Origin of the sequence: Achromobacter seleniivolatilans, assembly GCF_030864005.1 — a bacterium.
GTDB classification, from domain to species: Bacteria; Pseudomonadota; Gammaproteobacteria; order Burkholderiales; family Burkholderiaceae_B; genus Achromobacter; species Achromobacter seleniivolatilans.
The window spans coordinates 3196289-3209393 of sequence record NZ_CP132976.1; the positions used below are offsets into that span (position 1 = coordinate 3196289).

A 13105-nucleotide genomic window follows, 5' to 3' on the forward strand; every position below is an offset into this window, starting at 1 on the left:
CTTGTCTCCGTCTGAACCGGCCGCGTCAAGCGACAGCCGGTTTGATGGTCACGACTGCCGGACCGGGATATTCGACTGGCAGATCAGAGGCCCGCAGCATGCGCGCATTGCGCCACTCGACCACGTTCTTCGCCACCAAAGTCACCAGGGCCAGCAAGGCCAATAGCGACGCAACGGCGAACGCCGCGGAATACTGATATTCGTTGTAGAGAATTTCCACGTGCAGGGTCATCGTGTTGGTTAAGCCCCGGACCTGGCCCGACACCACCGACACCGCGCCGAACTCGCCCATGGCGCGCGCATTGCTCAGGATGGCGCCATACAGCAAGCCCCACTTGATATTGGGCAGCGTCACACGCCAGAAGATCTGCCACCCATTGGCGCCTAGTGTCAGCGCCGCCTGCTCTTCTTCACTGCCTTGCGCCTGCATCAGCGGAATCAGCTCGCGCGCCACGAAGGGAAAGGTCACGAAAAGCGTCGCCAGAATGATCCCGGGCACCGCGTAGACGATCTTCCAATCGTGATCTTGCAGCCAACCGCCCATCCATCCCTGCGTACCAAACAGCAGGATGAACACCAGGCCTGCCACAACGGGCGACACGGAAAATGGCAAGTCGATCAACGTGATCAAGAACTGTTTGCCGCGGAATTGGAATTTGGTGATGGCCCACGCTGCGGCAACGCCAAATACCAGATTCACCGGCAGCGCGATCGCGGCCACCAGCAGCGTCAGCCGGATAGCCGACATCGCATCCGGTTCGACGATGGCGGCCACATACACTTCCCATCCCTTTTTGAACGCCTCGGCGAATACCGCCGCCAGCGGAATCAACAGGAACAGCGCCAGGAATGCCAGCGCGATAAACAGCAGTACGCCGCGCACCCAGCGCGGCTCGGTAAGATGGGCCGGACGATCCGATGCGCTCATGCGAGCCTCCCCGAGTTGCGGCGCGCCTGCCAGCCTTGCAACAGATTGATGACAAGCAGCATGACAAACGACAGCACCAGCATCACGGTCGCGATAGCGGCGGCGCCGGCGTAATCAAACTGCTCCAGCTTGGAAATGATCAGCAGCGGCGTGATCTCCGACACCATAGGCATGTTGCCGGCGATAAACACCACCGATCCGTATTCACCGATGGCACGCGCGAATGCCAGCGCGAAACCGGTCATCAACGCGGGCAGGATGGTCGGCAGCAACACCCGGCGTATGGTCTGCCAGCGGTCGGCGCCCAGGCTGGCTGCGGCTTCCTCGATCTCGCGTTCCACGTCTTCCAGCACGGGCTGCACGGTCCGCACCACAAAGGGCACGCCGATAAAGATCAGCGCAATCACAATGCCCAGCGGGGTGAACGCCACCTTCAAACCAAACCATTCGGAAAGCGGCGCGCCCAGCCAGCCCTTTTGCGAATAAAGCGCGGTCAGCGCAATACCTGCCACCGCTGTCGGCAGCGCGAAAGGCAAGTCCACCAGCGCGTCCAGAATCTTCTTTCCGGGAAAGCGGTAGCGCACCAGCACCCAGGCGACGATAGACCCGAACACCAGGTTTACCAGCGCTGCGATCAACGATGCGCCAAAGGTCAGCTGGTAAGACGCCAGTACCCGGGGCGCGGTGACCGCGTCCCAGAAACCTTGCCATCCCAGCTCTGCGCTTTTGATGGGCAAAGCAGCCAGCGGAATCAACACGAGCACGCTCAGGTACAGCACTGCGTAGCCCATGGAGATGCCAAATCCGGGCAGCACGCCCGGGCTGTTGCGCCGAACGGCAAAAGGCGCTTGCGCGCCGTTTGCCGTCGGATTGGAGGCAGTAGTCATGGCCGTCGTCCGATCGTTGTCTGATTACTTCTTCTGCGGCTGATAGATCTGGTCGAAGGTGCCGCCATCACTGAAGTGATCTTTCTGCGCCTTGCGCCAGCCGCCGAAGATCTTGTCGTCGATGGTGACAAGCTTGACCTTGGGGAATTTGCTTTCGTACTTGGCGGCCACCGTCTTGTCGATGGGCCGGTAGTAGTTCTTCGCGATGATTTCCTGGGCCGCCGGCGTGTAAAGGAATTCCAGATAGGCTTGCGCCGCAGCGCGAGTCCCCTTCTTGTCTACGACCTTATCGACCACGGCAACGGGGGGTTCAGCCAGGATGGACAACGACGGGACCACGATGTCGAACTTGTCCGGACCCAGCTCTTCTTGCGCCAGGAATGCCTCGTTTTCCCAGGCCAGCAGGACGTCGCCTACGCCGCGTTCAACAAACGTGGTGGTGGCGCCGCGTGCGCCGGTATCCAGCACCGGCACATGCTTGAGCAGGTCGCCGACAAAGGCGCGGGCCTTCTCTTCGCTGCCGCCGTTTTTCTCCAGCGCATAGGCCCAGGCGGCCAGGTAGTTCCAGCGCGCGCCGCCCGAGGTCTTCGGGTTCGGGGTGATGATCTGCACGCCGTCTTTGATCAGGTCGTCCCAGTCTTTGATCTGCTTGGGATTGCCCTTGCGCACCAGGAACACAATGGTGGAGGTATAGGGCGAGCTGTTCTGCGGCAGGCGGGTCTGCCAGTTTTCGGGGAGCAGGCCTCGGTCAGCCACAGCGTCGATGTCATAGGCCAGCGCCAGCGTGACCACATCGGCTTCCAGCCCATCGATGACCGAACGCGCCTGGCGGCCGGAACCGCCGTGCGATTGGCGGATCGTCAGATCGACATTCGCCTTTTCCTTGTATTGCTTGATGAAGGCGTCATCGATGGCGCGATACAGTTCACGCGTCGGGTCGTACGACACGTTCAGCAGGGTCTGCTTTTGCTGAGCGTGAGCCGGGGCGATTGCCGCCAGCGAAACTGTCACGGCCGCCAGAGCGGCCCACCAACCGTTTTTCCTGAAAGACATCCCTGCTCCCTGTTGTTTGGCAATGTGGAAGCAAGTGTGCTGGCTAGGCATTCTGAACGGAACGAATCATTTTTTGATTGCTCATCGCTCTCAGGCATATAGGACAGGCGTCCCAACAACGAAAAACCGCCGCATTCCCCTATGGGAAAGCGGCGGCTGGCAAGGCGGAAATACCGCCGGCACGACGGGGAGCTATCCCCGTTTTTCGAATTTACTTATTCGGTTGCGGCGTAATACGCAGGTAGGGACGCACGGCCTTGTAGCCCTTCGGGAATTTCTGCTTGATCAGGGCTTCGTCTTGCAGGGACGGAACGATGATCACATCATCGCCATCTTCCCAATTGACCGGAGTCGCCACGCTGTGGCTGTCAGTCAATTGCAGGGAGTCGATGACGCGCAGAATTTCGTTGAAGTTGCGGCCCGTGCTGGCCGGATACGTGATGATCAGACGGACTTTCTTGTTCGGGTCCACGATGAATACCGAGCGCACCGTCAGGGTGGCGTTGGCATTCGGGTGAATCATGTCGTAGAGCTCGGAAACCTTGCGGTCCTTGTCGGCCAGGATCGGAAAGTTGACCTTGGTGGACTGCGTGTCGTTGATGTCTTCGATCCACTTGGAGTGGGAATCGGTGCCATCGACCGACAGCGCCAGCACCTTCACGTTGCGCTTGGCAAATTCGTCAGCGAGCTTGGCGGTGTAGCCCAGCTCGGTAGTGCAGACGGGCGTGAAGTCGGCCGGATGCGAAAAGAGCACTCCCCAGCTGTTGCCCAGATACTCGTGGAAGCGGATAGGGCCAGCCGAAGATTCCTGTTCGAAATCAGGGGCGGTGTCGCCCAGACGTAGATGAGCCATGGTGTCTCCTGTATGCGGATTCAGTGGAAAAGGCTGGCTGCCGGCCGTCATGGCAAGCAGCGCAGGAAAGCGTTTCATAGTGCAGATTACTGCCGGTGAAACGATTCTTCCATCAAACCTTTAGACGAGGAAATACGCAAGTTATATAACCTTATGCAATATTCGAAGCTGCCCCGCAGGCCTCGGCGACTACGCCTGCGCGCACCGCAGCGGACAGCGCCAGCGCGCGCGGCAGGATATGGGCGGCGTAGAACAATCCGGTGGCCATCTTCGACTGATGGAACGGGTCCGTCGAACCCGCCGCCAGGTGCTTGCGGCACACCAGCACGGCTCGCGCCATCTGCCAGCCGCCATGCACAACCCCGGCCAGCATCAGGTAAGGAACGCTGCTGGAGTAAACCGCCCGGATGTTGGCCGCCGACTGCTCCAGAATAAAACCCACGCCCGCTTCGTACGCCTGAATGGCGCCGTCCAGGTTGTCGCGCAGCAAGCGCAAGGCGTCGCGCTCGGGTGCTGCGGCGCGGGTGGATTCGGCTTCGACTGCACGCAGCGTCTCGCGCATGGCGGCAATCGAGGCATAGGCCGTGGCCCCGCCGTCCCGCTGCGTCTTGCGGCTGACCAGGTCATTAGCCTGAATGGCGGTCGTCCCTTCGTAGATCGGCAGAATGCGGGCATCGCGGTAGAACTGAGCCGCGCCCGTTTCTTCGATAAAGCCCATTCCACCATGCACCTGAATACCCAGAGACGCTACCTCCACCGCGATCTCGGTGGAGTAACCCTTGACGATGGGCACCATGTATTCGTAGAACGCCCGATTGCGCGAACGCTGTTCGGGGTCTGGATGATGCGTACCCTTGTCGTGCGCGGCGGCTGTCACATACGACACCGCCCGCGCGGCTTCGGTCAACGCCTTCATGGTCAACAACATGCGCTGCACGTCGGGGTGGCGCACAATGGCCACCGGCCCTGCGGACCCCTCCACCGCACGGCCCTGAACCCGGTCACGCGCATACGCCAGGGCGTGCTGGTAGGCGCGTTCAGACACGCCAATGCCTTGCTGGCCCACCGAGTAGCGGGCCGCATTCATCATGATGAACATGTATTCCAGGCCGCGATTCAGCTCCCCGACCAGGTAGCCAACGGCGCCTTCACCGACCTCGCCCTTGCCCGAACCGTACAGCAGCACTGCCGTGGGGCTGCCGTGTATGCCCAGCTTGTGTTCCAGCGATGCACACCAGACATCGTTGCGCTTGCCCAGGGAGCCATCGGCTTCAACCAGGAACTTGGGCACGATAAAGAGCGAAATGCCTTTTACGCCCGCTGGCGCATCAGGCGCTCGGGCCAACACCAGATGAATAATGTTCTCGGCCAGATCGTGCTCGCCGTAGGTAATGAAGATTTTTTGCCCGGACAGCCGGAAGCTGCCATCGTCCTGGCGCACGGCGCGCGTTGCGACTTGCGCCAGGTCTGAACCGGCCTGGGGCTCGGTCAGGTTCATCGTGCCTGTCCATTTACCGCTGATCAGGTTGGGCACGTATTTCTTGCGTTGCGCGTCCGATCCCACGGTCAGCACCGCTTCGATCACACCATCAGTCAACATGGGACACAAGGAAAACGCCAGACTGGCCGCCTGGATGTTCTCGCCAGGGGCCGCCGCCACCAGTTTGGGCAAGCCCTGTCCGCCCCAGGTCTGCGGATGCTGCAAACCCTGCCAGCCGCCCGCAGCGTAGTCTTTGAAACCCTGCGCGAAACCTGGCGTTGTCGTCACCTGTCCGTCGTTCCACACCGGAGGGTGCGTATCGCCCGGTACATTCAACGGCGCCACCGCCTGCTCGACGAAGCGGCCGTTCTCTTCCAGGATGGCGTCCACCAGATCGGGCGTCACCTCTTCGAAGCCGGGCAGTTTCAGGATATCGTCCAGCCCCGCAAGCTCTTTCAAGGCGAAACGGAAATCCTGCAACGGGGTTACATAGGGCATTGTGTCTCCAACAATTGGCGGTATCTAGGCGTTCTTTGGCCAATCTTAAACCCTAGTCGCGCCACGGGCGGGCGAACGTGTTTCAAGACGGCAGCCAGAAGGGGCCATGCGGCGTTTGAACAAGCGCCGCATGGCTTGCAGGCGGCGCGCTGCCCGCTAGCTCAAGTGATAGGCCAGCGACACTATGATGGGCCCCAGCACCGGCAGCAGCACGTTCGCGATGGCGTAGGTGACGGTGTAGCCCAGAAGCGGTACAGAGCTGCCGCTTGCGCCCAGAATGGCGCTGATCGCAGGCGTGCTGACGTGCTGGCCTGCAATCGCGCCAACCAGCAACGGACCTTCGATCTTGAGGATCTTGTGGCCGATCCACAGCGACAGGCAAGCCGGTCCCAATGACACCAGCAGGCCAATAAGCGGCAGCACCGCACCGTGCTCGCGGATCAGCGATATCGCTTCTGGCCCCGCCGACAAGCCCACGCAGGCGACAAAGACCGCCAGGCCCAGATCCTTCAACAGTTGCACCGCGTGCGCCGGCATATGCCCGACGGCAGGCCGTTTCGCATTGATCCAGCCGCAGACCAAACCGCTTACCAGCGCCCCGCCGCCGCTACCGAGCGACACGGGTATGCCCCACATCCGTGCGCTCAGGCTGCCAACCATCAGGCCGGCCAGAATGCCAAACGCCAGAAACACCAGATCCGTTACGCCGCTGCGGCGCAGCTCATTGCCCAGCGCCGCGCCCGCCTGAGACAGTTCCGGCTCGGCGCCCACCAGCGTCACAAGGTCGCCGTATTGCACAACGGTCGAAGGCGTCAACGGCAGCACATGGCCAGAGCGCACAATGGATTGCACGAAGACGCCACGCGCGCGCCGGGCGCTGGGCCGTTTGGCAAGTTCGCCTATCGTGTGGCCGTTGATCGTCTTCTTATTGACGATCACCGCCAATTCGCTGAGTTGAAGGTCGTCCGCATGAGCTTCGGGCAACTGAATTTCTGGCCCGACGACGGAGCCTGCGCGCAACGCGAAACGCCGCAGGCCCAGCACCACCACGATATCGCCCGTGTTCAGGGTGTCTTCGGGCGTCGCGTCCACGGCCTCGCCATTGCGCAGAATCCGGCTGATCACCGTACGGCCGCCCAACTGTGTCTCAACGTCGGCAACGCTCATGCCGCCTGCATCCTTGACCACATGGGCGCGTCCAACCAGGCGCGGCAAGGTAGGCAGATTGGTTTCATCACCGTCGCCGCTCGCCACCCCCAGTTTTTCTTCAAGAGCCTTAGAGGCCTCGCGTAGATTGATGCGCAACAGCGCGGGCGCGATCTGGCTCGTGAAGAACACAATGCTGATCAGCCCCACCAGATAGGTCAGGGTGTAGGCCGTGGCGATATTGGCTTCCATGCGCTGCACTTCGGCATCCGGCAAGCCCAGGTGCTTGAGCGCTTCGGCAGCAGTACCCACCACTGCCGATTCCGTCGCCGCCCCCGCGGCCAGCCCTGCCGCGGTGCCGGCATCCAGCCCGAACAAGGGCACCGCCGCCAGCACAATGGTCAACACCAACACGGCTTCGATCACCGGCAGCACGATGTAGCGCAGGCTGGACCGGTTCAGGTTTGCAAAGAATTGCGGACCACCGGAGTAGCCCATGGCAAAGATAAACAGGGCGAACGCAACCTCTTTAAGATCGCCGCGCATCTGGCAACCCGTCTGGCCGATCAGCAGGGCAACGATGAGTGTTCCGCACACCCCGCCCAACTGAATCGGCCCGACTTTCAATTTGCCGATCAGGTATCCCAAACCCACCGTCACAAACAACACCGCGATGGGGACGCTATTGAAAAACCCGACTGAGCACGTCATAAGGTTGTGTCGCCCTGTGGTTGCCTACTTTCGAGCCGTTGATTTCTTGGCGGATTTGGCGGCGGTATCTGCTTTCTTCACCGCCTTCTTCACCGCTGTCTTTGCGCCCTTTTTCACCGCTGTCTTGGCGATGCGTTTGGCGGCGCCGGACTTGACCGTCTGACCCTTGCCGGCCGTGGGACCCGAACGCACCAGCTCGCCGGCCTTCCATGCTTCGACGTATTCGGTTGCCGCATCAACCATGTGCTTGCCGATCTTGGCGTAGTCACCGTCGTCAAGGTTAGCCAGCGAAATGCGGATGGACCACGGAGGGCCGCCAAAACCGCCGCCATCCATTAGCACCACGCCTGACTTTTCCGCCAGCCGGAACAGGAAGTCCACCGGCTCGTAGTTGGACGTCATGTATTTGCAGAAAGAATCACCGTAGGCTGCCTTGGCCCAGACCATGAAGTCCAGTTCCACGTAATACCAGCCGCGCATCGGATCTTCCGGCGGAAGCTTCGCCCCCAAGCCGCGCCACAATGCGTCGCGCCGGGCCCGCACAATCTCCATCGTCAGATGCTTGTAGGCGTCCTTCAGATCCAGCAGGTGCGACAGCGCAAAAAAGCCCATCTGTACCTGCTGCGGCAAGGACAGGCCCGCCGTGTGGTTCAACGCAACATTGCGGCTGTCGGCGACCATGCGGTCAATGAACTTGAGCTTTTCGGGCTCCATCGTCATCGCGCCATATCGCTTGTTCAACCGCTGCTTCCACGACGCGGGCAGCTCGGCAATGCGGCGATCCATGGTGTTCTTTTCATGGGTTGCAATCACGCCCAGGCGCCAGCCTGTGCAGCCGAAGTTCTTCGAGAACGAATACACGCAGATCGTGTTGTGCGGCACTTCGGCCATCAGCGAACGGAAGTTCGGCACAAAAGTGCCATACACATCATCGGTCACCAGCACCAGATCGGGGTTTTTGCGGATCAGGCGCACGATCTGCTTCATCTCAACCGGGCTGAACGCCACCGAAGGCGGATTGCTCGGGTTCACCGTCACGGCCAGCTTGATCTTCGGATTCTCCAGCTTGGCGATTTCGCTGGCCGGATAGTGCCAATCGTGCGTGCCATCCGGACGCAGGCTATTGGCATTGATAGCCACGATCTTGAACTGGAAACGCTCAAGGTGCGCGATCTCGATGTAAGGCGTGAACGTCGGCAGGAACAGCGCAATCGTGTCGCCCTGCTTGAGCAGGCCGTTCTGCATCAACGAGTCGAAGATGTAGCACATGGCTGCGGTACCGCCTTCGACCGGGAACAAGTCGAACTTGCCCTTGGGCGGACGGCCATCGCACATTTCCTTGATCAGATAGTCATGCACGATCTGTTCAATGTGCACCAGTGCGCGCGGCGGCACCGGATAGTTGTCGCCGATGATGCTGTCTGTCAGCTCGTGTATCCATTCATCGGGATCAAAGCCCTTGATCTTCACGCCATACTCAAGCACGCCGACCAGGAAATCATGGCCATCTTCGCCTTTGTGCTTGGACAGAAACTTGCGCAGCCGGTCAGCGCAGCCTTTCTTGGCCGGCATACCCGCCAAGATGGCGTCGTCGCGCACGCGGCGCGCTTCCTTCATGGCGAATTGGCCCATCAGGAAAAACGCGTCGCGGGGCTCGGTCGCGATCCAGTTCGGGTTGCCGCGTCCCGCATTCAACATGGTCAGCGCGGCGGTATGCTGGTTTTCTTTGGCCAGCGTAATCAGGTAGTCCTTCAGTTCAAAAGGCGATAACTGCTCTAAGTCGCGCTGACGCGAACGGGTCGTTTTCAGGGCAGAGGCCAAGCTGACGGTGAGAGGCGCGGTGGAAGCCATTTTTCAGTACTCCTGGTTTGCGTTTTGACAGACTTGCACGAGCGCTGCGGGCGGGCTTGGCCGCCGCACCGCTGTAGTGCTGCCCGCAAGCCACTCGGCTTGCGGGACGTCCCACTAGGTCATGAGCATGACAATGACAATCCCCCAGATAATGAGCAGGGTATTGCCAATCGCATAAGGCACCGTGTAGCCCAAAGCGGGCACCTGGCTTTTCGCTGTTTCGGTGATTTGTCCGATCGCCGCAGTAGTAGTCCGCGCGCCAGCGCACACGCCCAGCACAATGGCCGGATGGAATTTGAAAATATAGCGAGCGATATACACGCCCAGAATCATCGGCACACTGGTCGCGATAATGCCCGCTACAAACAGCTTGGCGCCGAGTTGCTGGAAGCCCTGGACAAAACCTGGCCCGGACGTAATACCAACCACCGCCACGAACGCGGTCAAGCCAACGGATGTCAGGAACCAATGCACCGGTTCAGGCACGCGGCCAAACGTAGGATGCACGGATCGCAGATAGCCGAAGATCAGGCCGGAGATCAGCGCTCCGCCCGAGGTCGACAACGTGATGGGGATGCCGCTTACGGTCAGCACCAAGCTGCCGAACAGGCCGCCCAGCAAGATGCCAAAGCCCACGAACACCATGTCCGTCTGCTCAGTGGCGCGGTCCACATAACCGACCTTATTGATCACGCGTTCAACATCACGCTTGGCGCCCAGGATGAAGAGACGATCACCGCGGTCCAGTTTCAGCCCCCAGTTGACCGGCATCTCATGACCGCCCCGCACGACCTTGCGCAAGAACACGCCACGGCCCATCTGCCGCACGGCCTCCAGCTCGGAGATTTCCTTGACTGTCTTGCCGGCCAGATTCTTATTGGTCAGCACAACCTCGACGATCTCGGCAGGCAGACTCAGCAGGTCGCGGTCCTCGACCTCGGTGCCGATGATGCCTGCAGCTTGCAGCACCAGCGCATCATGGCGGCCCGTTATGCCCAGCACGTCGCCGGTTTGCAGCACGGTGGTGGATTCGGCATCGATGATCTGGCCATCGCGGCGGATGCGTTCGACAAAAACGCGGGCCTCGACAAAGCGCGATTCCAATTCAGCCACCGTCTTGCCCACGTGCTCCGTATGATCCAACTTATAGGCGCGGGCAGTGAACTTGCGATAACCCGACAGTTCCATCGAGTCGTTGCTGCCGGACATCTTGGCCTCGTACTCCTTGCACTCTTTGACGATGTCCACACCCATCAGCTTCGGGCCGAGTGATGCCAGCAGCCAGGCGCTGCCCACGGTGCCGAAGATGTAGCAAACCGCATAGGCCACCGGAATGCTGTCGATCCATTTCTTCTTGGTCGCCGCATCCACTCCCAAACCGTTGATCGTGTCCGTTGCCACGCCCATCACTGCCGAGATGGTTTGCGCGCCAGCAAGCAGCCCCGCGCCCGTGCCGGCATCAAAGCCAAAGCCCACGGCGGTCGCCCAAGTGACCAGCAAACATATGACGCAGATGATGACCGCGAAGATGACCTGAGGAAGGCCATCGCTTTTCATGCCGCGGAAGAATTGCGGTCCGACGCCGTAACCTAGACCGAAGAGGAACAGCAGGAAGAACACCTGCTTGAGGATGGGCGCGATGGTGATATCGAGTTGGCCGACCAGCACACCAACCAGCAAAGTACCCGTTACTGCACCAAGATTAAATCCGAAGATTTTTTTAGCGCCTATCCAATACCCTAAACCCAAGGTAAGGAAGACCGCCAATTCTGGATACTTCCGTAGTGTGTCAAAGAACCATTCCATCCCGAATCTCCTTCGTTCTGTACAGGTCAAGCACATGCGCCAACAATCCAGCTGCGCGCGAAGTACATTATCAGAATCTTTCAGAAAATCAAAAGATTTACTACAGCAATCTCACACGATCTAATTTTCTTGCAGAGCAAAAAAAAACCCGCGAGCTAAGAAGCTCGCGGGTTTTTGATACTGCTTGAACAGGCGCGGTTTACAGCGCGCCGGTCAATTCAGGAACGACCTGGAACAGATCGCCCACCAAGCCATAATCCGCCACGCCGAAAATCGGGGCTTCGGGATCTTTGTTGATAGCAACAATGACCTTCGAATCCTTCATGCCGGCCAGATGCTGGATAGCGCCTGAAATGCCGACGGCCACGTAAAGCTGCGGCGCAACAATCTTGCCCGTCTGCCCCACCTGCCAATCGTTCGGCGCGTAGCCCGCGTCCACTGCGGCACGCGAAGCGCCCAGTGCGGCACCCAGCTTGTCAGCCAACGGGTCCAGGATCTTGAAGTTTTCGGCGCTGCCCAGACCGCGGCCGCCCGACACCACAACACGCGCGCCGGCCAGTTCAGGACGGTCGCTCTTGGCGACTTCGCGGCCCACGAATGCAGACAGACCCGAGTCGGCCACAGCGGTCAGTTCTTCCACGGCAGCCGAACCGCCTTGCGCGGCAACCGCGTCAAAGCCGGTCGTACGGACGGTGATGACCTTCACAGCGTCGGCCGATTGCACGGTAGCAATAGCGTTGCCCGCATAGATCGGTCGCAGGAACGTATCGGCGGATTCCACGCCGATGATGTCCGAGATCTGCGCCACATCGAGCTTGGCAGCGACGCGCGGCGCCACGTTCTTGCCCGAGGCGGTTGCGGGGAACAGGATGTGGCTGTAGTTGGAAGCCACGGCCAGCACCTGGGCGGCAACGTTTTCGGCCAGCCCGTCGGCCAACTGCGGCGCGTCGGCCAGCAGCACCTTGGCGACACCAGCAGCTTGCGCGGCCTGGTCGGCCACGGCGCGCGCATTGGCGCCGGCGACCAGCACGTGCACATCGCCTCCGATCTTGGCGGCGGCGGCGACGGCGTTCAGGGTTGCGCCCTTCAACTGGGCGTTATCGTGTTCGGCAATAACCAGCGTCGTCATGATCAGACCACCTTCGCTTCGTTCTTGAGTTTGTCCACCAGAGCCGCAACGTCGGCCACCTTGATGCCGGCTTTGCGAGCGGGCGGCTCACTGACCTTCAGCGTCTTCAGGCGCGGAGCGGGATCAACACCCAGTTCTTCGGGCGTGACGGTGTCCAACTGCTTTTTCTTGGCCTTCATGATGTTCGGCAGCGTGACATAACGCGGCTCGTTCAGGCGCAGGTCGGTGGTGATGATTGCCGGCAGCTTCAGCGTCAGCGTTTCCAGGCCGCCGTCCACTTCGCGAGTGACCGTGACCTTGCCATCAGCCAGTTCGACCTTGCTGGCGAACGTGGCTTGCGGCCAATCCAGCAATGCAGCGAGCATCTGGCCGGTTTGGTTGGCGTCGTCATCGATGGCTTGCTTGCCCAGGATCACGAGCTGCGGCTGTTCCTTGTCGACCAAGGCCTTCAGCAGCTTGGCCACGGCCAGCGGCTGCAATTCGGCATCGGTCTGGACCAGCACGCCGCGATCGGCGCCAATGGCCATGGCGGTGCGCAGCGTTTCTTGGCATTGCGCAACGCCGCAAGAAATCGCCACGACTTCAGCAACGGCGCCTTTTTCTTTCAGGCGAGTCGCTTCTTCGACGGCGATTTCGTCAAAGGGGTTCATGGACATCTTCACATTGGCGATATCCACGCCAGTCTGATCCGACTTGACTCGCACCTTGACGTTGTAGTCAACGACGCGCTTGACAGGTACCAACACCTTCATCCCGCAGCCTC

10 protein-coding genes are annotated in these 13105 nt (G+C 60.5%); all 10 read right to left on the reverse strand.

The features are described 5' to 3' along the window. Window positions 1-25 precede the first annotated feature (25 nt). Window positions 26-928 carry a sulfate ABC transporter permease subunit CysW gene (gene cysW, locus RAS12_RS14425; RefSeq protein WP_306951047.1) on the reverse strand — a complete coding sequence of 301 codons (903 nt, stop codon included), beginning with the start codon at window positions 926-928 and terminating at the stop codon, window positions 26-28. Continuing rightward, window positions 925-1815, reverse strand: a complete 891-nt coding sequence (cysT, locus tag RAS12_RS14430) for a sulfate ABC transporter permease subunit CysT (RefSeq protein WP_306951048.1) — start codon at window positions 1813-1815, stop codon at window positions 925-927. The genes cysW and cysT overlap by 4 nt, the downstream gene beginning before the upstream one ends. 24 nt (window positions 1816-1839) lie before the next feature. Next, window positions 1840-2868, reverse strand: a complete 1029-nt coding sequence (locus RAS12_RS14435) for a sulfate ABC transporter substrate-binding protein (protein ID WP_306951050.1) — start codon at window positions 2866-2868, stop codon at window positions 1840-1842. A gap of 211 nt (window positions 2869-3079) precedes the next feature. Then, window positions 3080-3721 carry a peroxiredoxin gene (locus RAS12_RS14440; protein ID WP_306951052.1) on the reverse strand — a complete coding sequence of 214 codons (642 nt, stop codon included), beginning with the start codon at window positions 3719-3721 and terminating at the stop codon, window positions 3080-3082. 151 nt (window positions 3722-3872) lie between these two features. Then, window positions 3873-5699, reverse strand: coding sequence for an acyl-CoA dehydrogenase (locus RAS12_RS14445; RefSeq protein ID WP_306951054.1), 1827 nt, complete (start codon window positions 5697-5699; stop codon window positions 3873-3875). Window positions 5700-5855: 156 nt separating this feature from the next. After that, a complete protein-coding gene (gene aspT, locus RAS12_RS14450; protein WP_306951056.1) occupies window positions 5856-7556 on the reverse strand; it encodes an aspartate-alanine antiporter in 1701 nt (566 codons plus the stop codon). 24 nt (window positions 7557-7580) lie between these two features. Next, window positions 7581-9407, reverse strand: coding sequence for a bifunctional aspartate transaminase/aspartate 4-decarboxylase (locus RAS12_RS14455; RefSeq protein WP_306951058.1), 1827 nt, complete (start codon window positions 9405-9407; stop codon window positions 7581-7583). Window positions 9408-9521: 114 nt separating this feature from the next. After that, entirely contained in the window at window positions 9522-11213 is a 1692-nt protein-coding gene (aspT, locus tag RAS12_RS14460) for an aspartate-alanine antiporter (protein WP_306951060.1), read from the reverse strand. Window positions 11214-11412: 199 nt separating this feature from the next. Further along, window positions 11413-12342, reverse strand: coding sequence for an electron transfer flavoprotein subunit alpha/FixB family protein (locus RAS12_RS14465; RefSeq protein WP_306951062.1), 930 nt, complete (start codon window positions 12340-12342; stop codon window positions 11413-11415). 2 nt (window positions 12343-12344) lie between these two features. Next, window positions 12345-13094 (reverse strand): electron transfer flavoprotein subunit beta/FixA family protein, encoded by a 750-nt coding sequence (locus RAS12_RS14470; RefSeq protein ID WP_306951064.1) that lies wholly within the window; start codon window positions 13092-13094, stop codon window positions 12345-12347. Window positions 13095-13105: the final 11 nt, after the last annotated feature.

Coding starts and splice junctions, on each gene's coding strand:
- cysW (WP_306951047.1), bottom strand. CDS start 928: ATGAGCGCATCGGATCGTCCGGCCCATCTTACCGAGCCGCGCTGGGTG.
- cysT (WP_306951048.1), bottom strand. CDS start 1,815: ATGACTACTGCCTCCAATCCGACGGCAAACGGCGCGCAAGCGCCTTTT.
- RAS12_RS14435 (WP_306951050.1), bottom strand. CDS start 2,868: ATGTCTTTCAGGAAAAACGGTTGGTGGGCCGCTCTGGCGGCCGTGACA.
- RAS12_RS14440 (WP_306951052.1), bottom strand. CDS start 3,721: ATGGCTCATCTACGTCTGGGCGACACCGCCCCTGATTTCGAACAGGAA.
- RAS12_RS14445 (WP_306951054.1), bottom strand. CDS start 5,699: ATGCCCTATGTAACCCCGTTGCAGGATTTCCGTTTCGCCTTGAAAGAG.
- aspT (WP_306951056.1), bottom strand. CDS start 7,556: ATGACGTGCTCAGTCGGGTTTTTCAATAGCGTCCCCATCGCGGTGTTG.
- RAS12_RS14455 (WP_306951058.1), bottom strand. CDS start 9,407: ATGGCTTCCACCGCGCCTCTCACCGTCAGCTTGGCCTCTGCCCTGAAA.
- aspT (WP_306951060.1), bottom strand. CDS start 11,213: ATGGAATGGTTCTTTGACACACTACGGAAGTATCCAGAATTGGCGGTC.
- RAS12_RS14465 (WP_306951062.1), bottom strand. CDS start 12,342: ATGACGACGCTGGTTATTGCCGAACACGATAACGCCCAGTTGAAGGGC.
- RAS12_RS14470 (WP_306951064.1), bottom strand. CDS start 13,094: ATGAAGGTGTTGGTACCTGTCAAGCGCGTCGTTGACTACAACGTCAAG.